The sequence below is a fragment of the Tundrisphaera macrotermitis genome, assembly GCF_051175315.1.
Classification (GTDB): domain Bacteria; phylum Planctomycetota; class Planctomycetia; order Isosphaerales; family Isosphaeraceae; genus Tundrisphaera.
The window spans coordinates 5341002-5356408 of sequence record NZ_CP195100.1 but is presented as its reverse complement, the minus strand read 5'-3'; the positions used below and the strand labels follow the sequence as shown (position 1 = coordinate 5356408).

13 protein-coding genes are annotated in these 15407 nt (G+C 69.4%); 1 reads left to right on the top strand and 12 read right to left on the bottom strand.

Annotated features, from left to right (window positions below; genetic code table 11):
• Window positions 1–143: 143 nt before the first annotated feature.
• The 11 genes from TA3x_RS21765 to TA3x_RS21715 all read right to left on the bottom strand — a co-directional run bounded on the left by TA3x_RS21765 (window position 144) and on the right by TA3x_RS21715 (window position 11597).
• Window positions 144–1130: a hypothetical protein gene (locus tag TA3x_RS21765; protein WP_435016777.1), complete on the bottom strand. Its 987-nt coding sequence runs from the start codon at window positions 1128–1130 to the stop codon at window positions 144–146.
• A complete protein-coding gene (locus TA3x_RS21760; RefSeq protein WP_435016776.1) occupies window positions 1097–3172 on the bottom strand; it encodes a vWA domain-containing protein in 2076 nt (691 codons plus the stop codon). The genes TA3x_RS21765 and TA3x_RS21760 overlap by 34 nt, the downstream gene beginning before the upstream one ends.
• Window positions 3173–3208: 36 nt before the next feature.
• Window positions 3209–3340 carry a hypothetical protein gene (locus tag TA3x_RS21755; protein ID WP_435016775.1) on the bottom strand — a complete coding sequence of 44 codons (132 nt, stop codon included), beginning with the start codon at window positions 3338–3340 and terminating at the stop codon, window positions 3209–3211.
• Between the two features lie 13 nt (window positions 3341–3353).
• Window positions 3354–3860, bottom strand: a complete 507-nt coding sequence (locus TA3x_RS21750) for a hypothetical protein (RefSeq protein WP_435016774.1) — start codon at window positions 3858–3860, stop codon at window positions 3354–3356.
• Window positions 3857–4750, bottom strand: coding sequence for a DUF58 domain-containing protein (locus tag TA3x_RS21745; protein ID WP_435016773.1), 894 nt, complete (start codon window positions 4748–4750; stop codon window positions 3857–3859). Before TA3x_RS21745 ends, TA3x_RS21750 begins: the two co-directional genes overlap by 4 nt.
• Window positions 4751–4770: 20 nt before the next feature.
• The gene (locus TA3x_RS21740) at window positions 4771–5175 is read right to left on the bottom strand and encodes a TIGR03067 domain-containing protein (RefSeq protein ID WP_435016772.1); all 405 of its coding nucleotides are present in this window, start codon (window positions 5173–5175) and stop codon (window positions 4771–4773) included.
• 100 nt (window positions 5176–5275) lie between these two features.
• Window positions 5276–5698 carry a hypothetical protein gene (locus TA3x_RS21735; protein ID WP_435016771.1) on the bottom strand — a complete coding sequence of 141 codons (423 nt, stop codon included), beginning with the start codon at window positions 5696–5698 and terminating at the stop codon, window positions 5276–5278.
• A 16-nt stretch (window positions 5699–5714) separates the two neighbouring features.
• On the bottom strand, window positions 5715–6743 hold the full coding sequence (locus TA3x_RS21730; RefSeq protein ID WP_435016770.1) for an AAA family ATPase: 1029 nt from the start codon (window positions 6741–6743) through the stop codon (window positions 5715–5717).
• Window positions 6744–6781: 38 nt separating this feature from the next.
• Entirely contained in the window at window positions 6782–7471 is a 690-nt protein-coding gene (locus TA3x_RS21725) for a Uma2 family endonuclease (RefSeq protein WP_435016769.1), read from the bottom strand.
• A 36-nt stretch (window positions 7472–7507) separates the two neighbouring features.
• Complete coding sequence (locus TA3x_RS21720; RefSeq protein WP_435016768.1) at window positions 7508–10624, bottom strand: glutamine amidotransferase; 3117 nt, start codon at window positions 10622–10624, stop codon at window positions 7508–7510.
• Window positions 10625–10643: 19 nt separating this feature from the next.
• On the bottom strand, window positions 10644–11597 hold the full coding sequence (locus tag TA3x_RS21715) for an NHL repeat-containing protein (protein ID WP_435016767.1): 954 nt from the start codon (window positions 11595–11597) through the stop codon (window positions 10644–10646).
• 177 nt (window positions 11598–11774) lie between these two features.
• On the opposite strand from TA3x_RS21715, the gene TA3x_RS21710 reads away from it, so the two are divergent.
• Complete coding sequence (locus TA3x_RS21710) at window positions 11775–12701, top strand: glycerophosphodiester phosphodiesterase (protein WP_435016766.1); 927 nt, start codon at window positions 11775–11777, stop codon at window positions 12699–12701.
• Between the two features lie 46 nt (window positions 12702–12747).
• Here the strand turns inward: TA3x_RS21710 and TA3x_RS21705 are convergent, their stop codons facing one another.
• Complete coding sequence (locus tag TA3x_RS21705) at window positions 12748–14994, bottom strand: cellulose binding domain-containing protein (RefSeq protein ID WP_435016765.1); 2247 nt, start codon at window positions 14992–14994, stop codon at window positions 12748–12750.
• Between the last annotated feature and the right edge of the window lie 413 nt (window positions 14995–15407).

The window sequence follows — 15407 nt, the reverse complement described above, 5'->3', positions numbered from 1 at the left end:
TATGGGCGTCCGAGGTCTGGTTCAAACGAATTCCATCGCCCGACGGCCATCGCCGCCGCGAATGGTGATAAATGTCAACATGACGGCCAGGGTCGCCGTCCACGCGGAGCGTCCTTCGCCGGTAGGGACGTCGGCCGGACGGGTCAATCGTCGCGGCCGATGCGGGAGCGTCCCAAGGCCAGCGCGGCCCAGCCCGTCGTCGACAGGCGTTGCGCGTAGCTCTCGCCGCCGGCGGGACGGGTCGTCTCGGGCCAGCTCCCGTCCTCGTCCTGGGCCGCGACCAGGAAGGCCCGGCCCCGCCCGAGCATCGCCGGGACGCCCGGCTCGCCGCGATGGCGATCGAGGGCCAGCAGGGCGATGGCCGTGTCGAACGGCTCGGGGGCGGCGTCCGCGAACGGGCCCCAGCCGCCGTCGGGCGCCTGGCCGCGACGGAGCAGGTCGAGGTCATGCACGCGGGCCTCGGCCGCTCCGGGGAGGTCGCGGCCGGCCAGCGCCATCAGCCGGGCCGAGGCGTCCGGGATGTTGCGGGGCGTGAGCCCGAGCAGCCAGCGTTCCCCCCGCTCGATCCGGGCGCGATGGCGATCCGGGTCGGCGGCGCGGAGCGAGGCGATGGCCATCGCGGCGGCCAGGGGGCGGCCGTAGGCGGCGGGCGAGCCGACCCGGCCGCCGTCCTCGACCGGCCACGAACCGTCCTCCGCCTGGTCTTCGGCCAGATCGAGGGCGGCCCGCCGGAGGGCGGATCGGTCGCGGGCCCGGCCCGCGTCGATGGCCGCCGCCAGGGCCGAGGCGAACTGGATCCGGGCCAGCGGCTTGTCGCTGAACGGGCCGTCGCCCCCGTTCTTCTCCCAGCCCTCGGGGCGGGACAGCCAGCGGTCGGTGTCGGCGGTCGCCTCGGCCGGGACCGGCCGGCCGAGCCGGATCGCCGCGTACAGGGCCCGCGCGGCGTCGCCGTTGTTGTGGCACGAGAAGCAGCGATGCTCGGCCGACCACCGTGGCACCTCGCGTGCCAGGTAGGCCAGGGCCCGGTCCTCGGGGCCGTCGTCGGCCGAGGCCAGGGCCGGGCCGAGCAGGATCAGCCATCCCCATCGCAGGGCGGTCAGATGGTCACCCTCCGGTTGTAGACGTACCACTCGACGACCACCACGCCCAGCGCCAGCAGGGCCAGCGGCTTCCACCAGTCGCGGGGGGTCTGGATCGACCGGGCCGTGCCGACGACGGGGTTGTAGCCGATCTTGATCTTGTAGCCCTCGGCCTGGTCGGCGGGGACGCCCTCCGGCACCAGCCCGCGCGGGGCGAGGTTGCTCTCGCGGGCGTCGAACTGGTTGACGGCGAAGACCCTCCGCCCGTCGGGCTCCCAGGCGACGCGGTAGAGCCCGGTCGCGTTGGCGTCGTTGTAGAGGAACGTCCCCTGCGGGGTCTTCGCGAGCGGGGTCGGCTTCCCGGCCGGGCCGGTGACGGTCACGGCGTCGGGCGAGGCCTCGGCCCGGAGGACGACCGGCTGGCCCGGGGCGTGGACCTCCTCGCCGGCCGACTCGACCGCGTTGCCCAGCGTCTGGACGGCGTTGAGCAGGAAGAGGGGAAAGCTGTATTTGGTCACCCAGTCGGTGTTGAAAGTCGAGCCGTCGACGAGGGCGAACCCGACCACCGCGTCGGCGAACCCGCCGCGCGGGGCGACGAACGCCAGGGGGCCGGAATCCCCCTCGATCAGGACCGTCGAGCCCGGGGGCGGTTCGGCGACCGTCGCCTTGGCGACGCGGACCACCGACAGGTCGCGGATGTACTGCATCAAGGGGTGCGACCCGTTCACGTCGAGGATCACCGGCGATTCGACCGCCGACGCCTTCTCGTAGGCCGGGCCGGGGGGTAGGGCCCCGAAGTAGAGGGCGTTGGCCTCGGGCGGCTGGTCGGGGCGGACGCGGTCGTAGATCACCAGGTCGAACCGGCCGGCGGCCACGTCGCGGCGGAGGTCGTCCCCCTTGGCGTCGGCGGGGGTGACCACCACCACGTCGGCCCGCGACTGGGCCAGGGGGGTCCGCAGGGTATCGACCAGGTAGCGGTTGCCGGCGGTGACGGCCAGGATCTGCGCCTTGCGCGGGGAGCCGATCAGGGTGAAGGCCCGGTCGTCGAGCGGGAGGTCGTCGCCCACGTCCTTGAGCCGGACCTCCAGCTCCGCCGCGCCGGTGTCGGGCAAGTCGAAGTTGAACGACTGGTCCGACCTGGCCCCGACGGTCAGGGCCACGGCGTCGATCAAAGTTGGGGCCGCGCCGGGCCTGGCCGGGTCGTGGCGGAGGAGCTGGGCCTCGGTGGCGACGTCCTCGGCGCGGTAGTTGTGGACCCGGCCGAAGACCTGGTAGATGTCGGGCTTTTCCTCGTTGCGGCGGGTCTGCAAGGCGAGGATGGCCACGTTGTTGGAGGCCGGATCGGCGCGGGATTCCCCCTCGGCCGGCTTCGCGCTTTCCAGGGCGGTGCCGATCACGATCACCTCGGGTTCGAGGTTGCCGAGGCTGAACCCCTCGACGTCGGCGAACCCGCCGTCGGTGTAGATCTTGAGCTTGGGCGGGATCAACGGGGCGGTGGCCACCCCCTCGACCTCCTTCTGAGGGTTGGCCAGCCCGGCGGCGACCTGCAGGGCTTCGCGGAGCGAGGTGGTGGCCTCGGTCGGGGCGATGCCGTCGATCCTCTGGTTCAGGAGCGAGCGGTTGCCGGTGTAGTTGCTGACGACCCGGGCCCGGTCGGAGAACGAGATCACCATGGCCACGTCGTCGCCGCTCATCCCGGCCACGATCTTCTTGGCCTCGGCCTTGGCGGCGGCCAGCCGGGTCGGCTTGACGTCGGTGGCGTTCATGCTCGCCGAGTTGTCGATGGCCAGCACGAACCGGCCCCCCTGCGTCACCGTCCCCCGCATCCTCGGCCCGAGCAGGGCCAGGATCACCAGGAAGGCCACCAGCAACTGGAGGATCAGCAGCAGGCTTTTCCGCAGCCTCTGGAACAGGCTGTTGACCCGCAGATCTTCCACACTCCTCCGCCAGAGCAGGGTGCTGGGCACCTGCACCGGTCGGCGTCGGAGCTTGAGGAAGTAGAGCGCGATGATCCCCAGCGGGACCGCCGCCAGCGCGGCCCACATCCCCGCGCCCAGTTGCGGGACGAATTGCACCGGGAACCCCGAACCCATCGCGTCACCCTCTCCCGTTCCGTGCGGATCGGCCCGTCAAAGGCCGGCGTCGTGATCCTCGAACCCCGGCCGCTCGCCCTTGCGCTTGCGGATCATCGTGTAGAGGAGGTAGGCGAACAGCATCGCCGAGATGCCGAAGAACACGTACATATTCGTGATGACCATCATCTAATCCTTGCGTTCAACCGGCCGTCTCGCCATCCCACGACGACCCGACGGCCATCGGTGATTTCTTGCCGATCCCCGCGATCAGGCCCTCTTCGATCTCGGTGATCCATCGGACGGCCGTGCTATTGATCACGAATGCCACCACGATCAGGGGGAACGTGATGTCGTGGATGATCTGGGACTGGACCGCCCGGATGATCAGGCCCCAGAAACCGACCATCGCCTGGGCGCAAGCCGCGGCATCGATGCCTCGCCCCCAACCGAAACGGACGACGGCCGGCGCGCAGCCGGGGCGGAACTTGCCCAGGCAGGCCCGCGGGATCAGCCAGGCGAGGGCACTCGCCAGCGAGACGATCAGGTAGGCCCCAACGACCTGCCTGGTGGACATCCCCAGGGCCACCAGGCCGAAGACCGAGGCCATCGTCATCGAATACCCGATGACGGCAACGACGATCACGTAAAGCCGCTCGATCCATCCCGGGCGCCCCGGAGTGCAACCCTTCTCGGTGGTCGATTTCATCGCACCAGCCCCCGCTCGCGGAGGTAGTTGAGGACCAGCTTGTCGAACGGGGCCTGGTTGGTGGTGAAGATGTAGGTGATCCCGCGCTTCGAGCAGAACTCCTTGAGGCCGCCGACGAAGGCGTTGAGGTTCTCCTTGTAGCGGCGGAGCAGGGGGGCGGAGACGGAGATCTCGGCCATGTCGTCGTCCTCGGCGTCGACGAGGCGGAGGTCGCCGACGAGTTCGGGCTCCACCTCCTCCTGGCTGAGGACGTGGACGACGTAGATGTCCATGTTCCGGGCCAGGAGGTAGCGGAGCGCGGGCTCGTACCCGCGCTTGTCGAGGAAGTCCGAGATCAGGATCACCACGCCCTTGCCGGAATGCTTGATCGCGAACGACTTGGCCGCCGCCGCGAGGTCGCTGCCGCCCGACGCCTTGAGGCCGTCGAGGTACTGCACCACCCGGTACATCTGCGACCGGCCCCGGACGCTGGGCATGCCCGGCTCCAGCCCGGTGCCGAAGGCGTCGAGCATCACCCGGTCGTGGTTCACCAGGCCGATGAACGCCAGGGCCGCCGCTACCTGCTTGCCGTAGTGGAGCTTGGTCGGCTCGCCGAAATCCATCGACAGGCTGGTGTCCAGCAGGGTGTAGAAGTGGAGGTCTTCCTCCTCCAGGAACAGCTTGAGGAACAGCTTGTCGAGCCGTCCGTAGATGTTCCAGTCGATGTGGCGGAGGTCGTCGCCGACCGAGTAGTTGCGGTGGTCGGCGAACTCCACCGACGACCCGCGCCGCTTGCTCTTGCGCTCCCCCTTCATCCGGCCGACGAAGATCTTCTTGCTGACCAGCTCCAGCTGTTCGAGCTTGTGCAGGAAGGTCGGGTCGAGCAGGGGGGGCGAGGCGGCGTCGGGCATCGGGGTCGGGCTCCGGGAGATCAGGGCTTCGCTCGTTTGTAGACGTTGAGTTGATTCGGGCTTTCGTGCCCGGACGTGAAATCGGCCGGCCGTCCCCCACGCGACGAGGTGCAGAGCGTCAGCGTGTCGCCCTCGACCTTGTAGATCCCCCAGATGGTCTGCCCGTCCCGGTCACTCGTCAAGTCGATGGTCCCGGGCACGGCGGACGGATCCAGGTGCGTAATCTTCATCGAGAACATTTTCGAATCGCCGGCGAAGTAGGTGGCCTCCCGGCCCTCGATCTTGAGCTGTCGTTGGATCTGGACCTTGGTGTAGGTCTCGCCGGCAAACTTCAGGGAGTCGAGTTCCCATCGACCTTCGAGTTTCTGCGCATCCGGTCCCAGATCATCCGGGCCGATGCAGAGCGCGAGCAGAAGGATCAACATGACAACCTCCGGGATGTGAACGACGGATGCCCAGCCCTGTAGGCGATAACCATCCCTGCCCGGCCCGGAGATTCTCGCGTCATCCTTCGGTTCCCCAGCATCAGCCGGCCCAGTCGGACAGTTGGAACAGGCCCAGCATCAGGGCGGCGGCGAAGCCGAGGCCGAACAGCCAGGGGAGCAGGGCGGCGAGGAAGATCTTCCAGCGGGCGCCCAGCTCGCCGATCGGCCGGCGGTGGAGGAAGCCCAGGGCGGTGAACCAGCTTTCCACGATCACCAGGGCGCCGCCCATCAGGATGAGCAGGGCCAGGGTGGGCTCGACGCGCCAGGCCAGCAGCGAGCCGACGACGACCAGGACGCCCAGGGACGCCAGGACGGTAAGGTCGCCGGCCGTCCAGTGCAAAGGCTCGGCCTCGGGCGGGGCCCAGGGGATCGGGGCGGGGGGCGGGTCGTAGATGTCGTGCATGGTGGGGAACTCCTTGATGCGAACCCGGTCCAACCATCGGACCGGGGCGGGGCCGATCATCGCCCCTTCCTCTTTGTTAGCTGGCGCGGGCGGCGACGCGATCGTCGGCCTTCTCGGGGACCGCGTCGAGGATCTTGAGCAGGACGTCGTCGCAGTCGATCCCCTCGGCCTGGGCCTCGAAGTTGAGGAGGGTCCGGTGCCGGAGGGCGGGCAGGTAGACGCGGCGGAGGTCTTCGAAGCTGACGTTGAACCGGCCGTCGAGCAGGGCGCGGACCTTTGCGGCCAGCACCAGGGTCTGGGCCCCTCGGGGGCTGCTGCCCCAGCGGACGTACTGGTTGGTGATCGGCACGGCGAACGGGCCGTCCGGGTGGGTGGCCAGGGCCAGGCGGATCGCATAATCCTGGACGTGCGGGGCCACGATCACGTCGCGGACCAGGGCCTGCATCCGGATCAGGGTCTCGCCGTCGATCACCTTGGTGGCCCGGGGCTTCTCCCCGCGGGTCGTCCGATCGAGGACGATCGACAGTTCCTCGCGGGTCGCGTAGCCGACCACCAGCTTGAACAGGAACCGGTCGAGCTGGGCCTCCGGCAGCGGGTAGGTCCCTTCCTGCTCGATCGGGTTCTGCGTCGCCATGACGAAGAACGGCTCCTTGAGCGTGTGGATCGTCCCGCCCACGGTGACCGAGTGCTCCTGCATGGCCTCCAGCAACGCCGATTGGGTCTTGGGGGTGGCCCGGTTGATCTCGTCGGCCAGGACGATCTGCGAGAACAACGGCCCGCGCTGGAACTCGAACTGGCGGCGGCCGTCGGGCCCCTCCATCACGATGTTAGTGCCGATGATGTCGGCCGGCATCAGGTCCGGGGTGAACTGGATCCGGTTGAAGTCCAGCGCGATGGCGTCGGCCAGCGTGCGGATCAGCAAGGTCTTGCCCAGCCCCGGCACCCCTTCCAGCAGCGCATGGCCGCCGACGAAGAGGCAGGTCAGCACGCCGTGGATGATGTCCTCGTGGCCGACGATCACCTTGCCGATCTCGGCCTTGACCTTGCCGTAGGCGTCGCGGAACTCGGCGGCACGGGCTTCCATCGAGGCGAGGTCGGTGCTCATGGCGATGCGGCTTCCTTCGGGGAGGGGGATCGGCGACATCAGGGGGCCGGCAGGAGGTCGCTCGCGGCAATCGGCCCGATCGCCACGCCGTCCAGCTGGAGCGGGATCAGCGCGCCCGGGGCGTAGCTTTCCGACACATCATACCGACCTTCTTCGGGGATCGGTCGCTCATAAACCTGGACGACGTTGGCCACGAGGTTGACCACCCAGTAGGCCGGGATGCCCGCGCGAGCATAGGCCGCGAGCTTCACGCCGGTGTCGATCTTCAGGCTCGAATCGGCGAGTTCGACGATCAGGCCAACGTCGGCCACGCCGGGCCGTCGGGTGAAATAGTCTCGCCCGCGGCCCCGGAGGATGGCCAGGTCGGGCAGCGGGGCCTTGTCCGGGGCGATCGTGATCGGGTTCTCGACGGAGATGCACCATCCGGGAGTGACGACGCGCGAGAGGTTGGTGAGAAGTTCGATCGAGGATGCGGAGTGGGGATACTTCTTCGCCATCTTCTCGTAGACCTGCCCGTCCCAGAGGCCCACCCGGCTCTCGCGGGCGAAGAAATCCAGCTCGATCATCCGGTAGAAGTCGTCGACGTGGAACCGATAGGGCACGCCCTCCGGCCGGGCAGGGACTTCGACATTCGAGGGTTCCGGGGCCGAGGCTCCCGGATCGCTCGGGAAGGTTTGGTCGAAATCCCGGCCTGGGACGATCGGCGAGTGGGTTTCGGTCCTGGACATGGTGGCGGCTCCCTGCGAGATGATCCGAGCGGGCGATTACTTCCTGTCCTTATCTTTCTCCTTTTCCTTCTCGCGTTCCTCCCACACCTTCTGCTTGGCCTTGAGGAGGCGGTTGGCGTAGCTCTCGGGCTCGGGCTGGGGCCCGGCGGGGGCCATGCCGGGGGCCTGGGACTGGGGCCGGGGCCGGTCGGCGGGGCGGGAGGTGCCGGCCTGCCCGCCCAGCAGGGGTTCGTCGACCACGACGGGCGGGCCGGACGAGGGGGGCGGGGCCTCGAACCGGGTCGCGGCGCGGGAGCGGTCGATCTGGTCGGCGACCTCGGCCTTCCGGCCCTTGAGCTTCTCCATGTACTCGACCGGCGGGGCGACCTCGCGCCCCTTGAGCTTCTCCCACTGGGCGAGGAGCTGGCGACGCATCCGGGCGAAGTCGGGCGAGACCCGCCGCACGGCCACGTCCCCCAGGAACAGGACGCCCGCCAGCCAGAGCAGCGTCGGCCAGAGCGGCGTGAGGGCGCGCGGGGTCTGGGTAAACTTGTCGCGGCGAAACGGGCGGCTTTCCTCCAGGGTCCGGGCCAGGTCGAGCGAGCCGTCGGTCCGGCGCTTCCAGGATAGGGTCTCGCCTTCGGTGATCGAGGCGATCGTCTCCAGGGTGCCGGGGTTCCCCTTCAGCTCGCGGTACTCATCGGAGTAGGGGACGGACACGCCGGTGGAGACCACGCCCTTCACGTCGCCGGGGCCGGCATAGCCCAGGTTCACGAAGTAGTTGCCGCTGGCCTCCGCCTCGTCGACGGTCCCCTCGTACCGGCCGGGGGCGGTCTGGACCAGTTCCAGGCTGCTGCGCTTGAGGTCGGGGCTGAGGACGGAGCCCTGGATCTGGAGGAAGTTGAGGAACTGGCTGTCCTTGTCCAGGGCATCGACCACAACCTTGATCTTGCCGTCCTCGCGGCGGACGTTGAGCGCCAGGTTCCGGTTGTCGACGGGGCGCATCGCCCAGCGGACGACCTGCGACCAGAACGCGGCGTAGTTGTCCCAGGCGGGCCAGGCGGTCGCCCACTTGCGTCCGGCGTCGGAGGTGAAGGCCACCGACCGCCCCAGGCCGTAGGTCCAGTGGGCCAGAAGGGGGGGCGGCTGCTCGGCGGGCAGGGGGGACACGATCGGCACCTCGACCAGCTCGCTCTCCTTGGGGCTGGTCTGGACGATCCCGGTGAGCGGGGGCAAGTTTGGCCCGAGGCCGACGACCGGCTCGCTGGGATACTTGAGGTTGGGCAGCCAGGGCTTGGGCTGCTCGAAGATCAGGGGGCGGGAGATGATCCGCGCCTCCTTCTGGTAGATCCGGGGCAGGGCCTTGGGGTTGGTCACGTTGTAGAACCGGCCCTTGGTCTTCACCGCGAGGTCGCGCATCGTGCTCAGGGCGGCGGGGTCGTTGCCGTGAGCGGCCACGGCCACGGTGGTGACCGTGATCTTGTTGGCGATCAGGCGGTTGAGCAGGGGCCCGGACGGCGGGGACGGGTCGCCGTCGCTGATCACGATGATGTGCCGGGTCATGGCGTCGGGGATCTTCATCAGGCCGGATAGGGCCATCTGCAAGGTCCCCTCGAAGGCGGGCATGTCGCCGGGGGTCATCCGGTCGATGGCCCGGAGCATCGCCGGCTTGCCGCTGCCGACCGGGCGGATCGTGAACAGCCACGCCTCCTGGCCGGCCCAGTGGACCATCCCGCAATAGTCGTAGCTGGACAGGGTCTTGATCGCCTCCTGGGCGACGACCTTCATCCAGTAGTTCCCCTCGGGGATCTCGGTCGCGTGCATGATCTGCACCAGCGCGCCCTTGCCCTGGACCTTCAGCGCCTTGATCTGCATGTCCACCGGCAGGGCCTTCTCGACCGGCGTGTTCATCCAGCCGCCGGCGCCGAAGCTGTTCTCGCCCCCCAGCATGATCAGCCCGGCGCCCATGTCGTGGACGTTGGCTTCGAGAAGTTTCTGCTGGTTCTCGGTGAACGCGTCCTTGGGGACGTTGCCCAGGATCACGGCGTCGAACGGCTGGAGCTGGGAGAGGTCGTCGGGCAGGGGGTCGCCCCCTTCGTTGCCGCCGCCGGTCACGCTGGGGGCGACCAGGACCTTGACCTCGATCTGCTTCTCGCGGAGCGCCTTAACCAGCTCGGCGTGCTCGCCGCGCGTCCCCTCGATCAGGAGGACCTGGGCGATCCCCCGGGCATAGGTGAAGCCGCTGGCCACATTATTGATGGCCCGGCGGTCCCCGGTCCCCTGGTCGGGGACGTACTCGGCGGTGAACGTGTAGAAGCTGGGCTCGGCGATCTGCTGCTTGAGCGTGAAGACGTTGATCCCGCGCTTCAGCTCGACCGGCATCGGCTTCTCGTTGCCGGTCGCCGCGACCCTCCGGTTCTCGCTGTCCTTCTGGAAGATCTGCAACGACCCGCGCGACGCCCCGCTGGCCCGGACCACCACGTTGATGTTGACCGTCTCCCCCTTCTTCACGTCGGGGGGGATGGAAACCTTCTCGACCAGCACTTCCTGGTCGTAGAAGTAGTCGACCGGCAGGACGTCCACCTGGACGCCGAGGGCCTTGGCGGCCAGGGCCTGTTCCAGGGCGTTGCCCCGGTTCTCGTTGCCGTCGGAGATGACCACGATCCGCCGCGCCGTGTCCTCGGGGAAGGTGGCCAGGGCCAGCTTGATCGCCCCGCCGAGGTCGGTGTACTGGCCGTCGATGGTGCTCTCCACCCCCATCGTCAGGTTGGGCTCGGTGGGGGCGGGGGGGGCCTCGACGCTCGGCGACCGGCCGAAGACGACCACGCCGGCGAGGTCCCCCTTGCGGGCGTCGCGCTTGCGGGCGTCCTCGGTGACGTACTCCAGGATCGGCTTGCGATATTCGAGCGGGATGCTCTCGGACTCGTCGACGACGTAGATGGTCGTCAGCTTCTCGTTGCGGCGGACCGTCTGGACCTCGGCCATCGCCAGTACCAGCGCCGCGACCACCGCCGCGCGGAGCAGGATCGCCACCCAGCGGCGGACCTGGCCCAGCCCGGCCAGGCTCCGGTAGCTGAACCCAAGCAGGGGCAGGAGCAGCAACGGCAGGAGGATCAGCCACCAGGGCTGCCCCACCGCCAACGAACCGCCCCAGCTGCCCATCCAGCTCGGCATCCTTCCGCCTCCCCAAAGGTTACAGCCGGAACCGCTGGACCCGGTGATTGCTCGAATCGACGACCGACACCGAGCCCCGGCTGTCCACGGCCAGGGCCCAGGGGTTGAACAACTGCCCCGGCCCCCGGCCCGCGTCCCCCCAGCTCCCCATCGGGGTGCCGTCCAGGCCGAACTTCTGGACCCGGTGGTTGCCGTATTCGCAGACGTAGAGGCACCCGTCCGGCCCCACCGCCACGTCGAACGGGTAGGCCAGCTGGCCCGGCCCGTCCCCGCGCGTGCCCCAGGCCCGGAGGAGCTTGCCCTCGGTGTCGAACACCTGGATCCGGTGCGTGCCGCTATCCGCCACGTAGATCCGGTCCTGGTCGTCGATCGCCAGCGCCCGCGGGCGGAGGAACTGGCCGGGCTCGAACCCGTGCCCGCCCCACTGGCGGAGCCACTTCCCCTCGGGCGAGAAGACCTGGACCCGGTCGTTCTCGCCGTAGTCGGCGACGTAGAAGTTCCCGGCGCGGTCGGTCACCACGTCGCACGGGTAGGTGAACCGCCCCGGCGTGGAGCCCTGGACCCCGTCGCCGATCTGGAGCAGGAGCTTCCCCTCGGCCGAGAACACCAGCACCCGGTAGAAGTGGGTGTCGGCCACCAGCAGGCGATTCTGGCGATCGAAGCTCACCCCGCTCGGCCCGTCGACGTTGAAGTCGGGCATCCGCCAGCCGCGGAGATACCTCCCCTCGCGGTCGAACACCTGGACCCGGTCGGTCAGGTCGACCAGATAAAGATGATCGTCCTTGTCATAGGCCGCGGCGCGGGGCTTGTTGATCCAGCCGGGCTTGGAACCCCGGATGCCCCAGACCAGCTCGGGCGACGGGGACGCGCCGCCGCCGCACCCGGCCCCCGCCAGGCAGGCGACCGCGATCGCCCACGCCCAAGTCGTCCGGAGGGTCCGCCAGCCACGCATCAAGGTCCGACCTTCGACCATCGGGGCCCCCGCCTTGGGGACGCCGATCCACTCTACCGGAGCCGGAAGGTCGGACGCAAGTCGGACGCGAATCATCGGGGAGCCGGGAACTTGACGGGATGCCGGCCCCGCGCGACGATCGCGGGGCGATCCCCGGGCTCTCCGGTCGGGATGCACCGACTTTGATGGGACTTTCCGATGCGTATCATCTGCCTCGCTTCGATCCTCCTGGTGGCGGCGTCCGCGCCGGCCCCCGCCCAGGAGCTCGCCCGCTGGACGGTCCGCGGCCACCTGCCCCGCGAGCAGTTCATCGTCCAGGCCCACCGGGGGGCCGGGGAACTCGCCGAGGAGAACACCCGCGAGGCGTTCGAACTCGGCTGGGAGCTGGGCTGCATCCCCGAGGCCGACGTCCGGACCACCAAGGACGGCGTGATCGTGGCGTTCCACGACGCCGACTTCGCCCGGGTCGTCCGCGGCGTTTCGCCGGAGATGGCGAAGAAGGGCGTCAAAGACCTTTCATTCGCCGAACTTCAGGCGCTGGACGTCGGATCCTGGAAGGGGGAGAAGTTCTCGGGCCGGAAGGTAGGCCGCCTCAAGGACACCTTCGGCCTGATGCGGGACGACCCCGCGCGCCGGCTCTACCTCGACATCAAGCAGGTGGACCTGCAAAAGCTCGCCGCCGAGGTCCAGGAGGCCGGGGTGGCCCGGCAGGTGATCCTGGCCTCCACCAAGGATGAGATCGTGAAGCGGTGGAAGGAATTGTTGCCCGAATCGCGGACCCTCCTCTGGATGGGGGGGACCGAGGCCGTGCTGAACGGGCGGTTCGAGAAGCTCCGCGCGGCGAACTTCGCGGGCGTCGATCAGGTCCAGATCCACACCCACCTGGCGAGGCCCGCCGAGGAGATCCGCGCCGACACGCCGAACCCGTTCCAGGAATCCGACGCCTTCCTGTCGGCGCGATGCGACGAGCTGCGCCAGCACAACATCCTGGTGCAGACCCTCCCCTACGGCGGGACGACGCCCGAAATCTATACGAAGCTGCTCGACCTCGGCTTCATGTCATTCGCGACCGACCATCCCGAGGTGACCTGGGCGGCCGTGAATCGATATTACGACCGGAAGTGATCCCGGCGGCCCGGCCGTGGTCGGCCGGCCGGGCCCTCGATCCTCGTCAGGACTGGAACCCCTTGAAGATGTTGGAGAACTCGTAGGGGGACTGCACCAGGCTGCTCGAATTGAGGTCGACGTAATTGAGCCGGCCGGACGGGCTCTGGCGATCGCGGTTGAGCGACCAGATCGAGAGCCGGCCGATGCCCTTCTGCCGGGCGAACTCGGCCACCTCGCGGGCTTCCTGCTGGTCGAAGACCTCGGTCGTGATGTCATTGAGCCCGATCATGGGCGTGATGCCGACCATCTTCCACAGCTGCGCATCGGTCCTGGAGTTGCCATACAGGCCGAGCAACTGGTCATGCAGGCTGTGGGCGACCTGGATCGCATAGTCGCCCATCCGGCCCGACGGGTTGGGGGCGGCGGAGTCGCCGTAGTCCATCGCCATCCCGTTCACGCCGCCGACCTGCACGCCGGCGTTGATCGCCGATCGGACCACGTTCAGGCCGTCGGCGGTCAGCCCGGTGGGCAGGACCGGGAGGGTGAACTCGACGTGGAGCGTCCTGCCCGCCGCCGCGGCGTTGCGCTGCAGGGCGGCGATCGCCCGCGACCGGCGGTCGATCGAGGCGCGGTCGGCGACCGCGGCGCCTTCGATGTCGAAGTCGAGCCGGGTCAGGCCGTAGGCGTCGACCACCTTCTGATAGGCGGCGGTGAGCCGGCCCACGTCGGTGATCGACTGCGCCAGCTCGCTTCCGCTGGCCCCGCCGAACGAGACCATGACGTCGCCGCCCAAAGCCCGGACCGCCCCGATCTGCGAACGGACGCCCCGATCGAACTCACCCCCGTCCACCCCGTAGGAGGCGAACCCGCCCCAACTCGGGTGGCCCGCCGGGTCGGCGGTGATGAACGCGAGGGTGAAGAACTTGACCCCGGTGGCCCGGCTGGCGGCGGCCAGGTCGTAGGTCGGGTGGAGGCCCATGTCGACATAGGGGGCATAGACGCGGTCGGGCCAGATTCCCGCCGGGGTCGGCGCCACCACCGCGACCGCCACGGTCGCGGTGGCGGTCCCCCCCTTGCCGTCGGAGACAACGTAGGTGAAGGAATCGGCCCCCAGATAGGACGGGGTCGGCGTGTAGGTCAGCGTGCCGTCGGGGTTGGCCGCGACCGTCCCGTGAGCCGGGGCGGTGAAGGAGGCGACCGACAGCGCATCGCCGTCGGGGTCGGTGTCGTTGGCCAGGACCCGGATGGTGATCGGCGTGTCCTGGGTCGCGATCGCCGAATCGCCGACCCCGACCGGGGCGCGGTTGGCGGGCCCGCCGTCTATCTCTGTCGCCCGGAAAACGAAGTTGGTCGCCTTCAGCGAACTGCCGCCCGGGTTGGCCGTGAAGCCGAATGACGCCGTCCCGCCCGCGGCGATCGAGCCGTTCCAATTGGCGCCGGTCACGGTGTATCGCGTGCCGACATGGGCCACGACCTGCGCGTCCCAGATCGAGGTGATCGAACCGGGGAAGTCGAACGCGAGCGTCCAGCCGGACTGGGCCTTCGCCGTCCCGTTCTTGAGCGTCACCTCGCCATTCAGGCCCGAGCCCCAGTCATTGGTCGTGGCGTAGGAGATGCTCACATTCCCGGCCGGGGGCGCCGGGGTGTCATCGTCGACGATCGTGCCGGTCCCCCGGCCGGTGCCGAGCGTGGCCCCGGAGGGGGAGGACAGGACGAGCGAGAGCGTCTCGTCCCCCTCGACCGCGGCATCGCCGATGATCTCCACGCCGACCGTCTTGCTGGTCTCGCCGGGGGCGAACGTCAGGGTGCCGGACTTCGCGATGAAGTCGGCGCCCGGGGTCGCCGTCCCGCCGGCCGTGGCGTAGTCGACCGAGATCGGGGCCGTCCCGGGCCTGGACAGGGAGACGACGAACGGGAGGATGGTCTTGCCGGTGTTCCCCTCGGCCACGCGGGCATCGGCCACGGAGACGGAGGGCAGGGCCGTCGGCGGGGTGGACGCCCCGACCTTGATGTTGGCCGGCGTCGCGGACTGTCCCGTCGCCACGAATCCCACCTCGATCGACGAACCGGTCGCCATGGTCGCGTTCCAGCTCGCCCCGCCGACGACATAATGGTTGCCGACCCGGCTGAGGACCGTGGCGTTCCAGATCGAGGTGATCGGCGTGCTCAGGTCGAATTCGAGCCGCCACCCCGGCGCCGCCTCGGCCTGGGAGTTGTCGATCCGGAACGCCCCCTGGAAGCCCGACCCCCAATCCGAGGCCAGGGCGTAGGATGCCGCGAGGCCGCCCGCCTGGACGATCCTCGCCTCCATGGCCTCCGGGGATGGCCTCGCGACCCGGGCGCGGCGCTTCGGAGCCTGACGTTCTGCACGGACTTTCGACCAGAACGAAGACGTGGGCATCATGACCTCGCGAGAGGCGGACGACTCCCCCACGCGGCGGGCCTCCCCGCCCCGTTGGGTCATCGATCACGCAGTGATAGGGGCGACCCGGATCGTTTGGGCGAGGCCGGCCGCGGCGTCGAGACCCCGGCCAACACCCTCGCTCACGAACCTAATACCCGTACGAAGTCCGACCGGACGCCGGGCTTGATCGATCGCCCCAATCGCGGGCGTTGCGCAGGCGGCCGCGATCGCCGTTGGCGCCCACGGGCCGGCGGCGGGACGCGAGGATCCCCTCGATTTCGCGGGAAAACCAGGGCGGGACGGGCGGTGGCCCCTCCTCA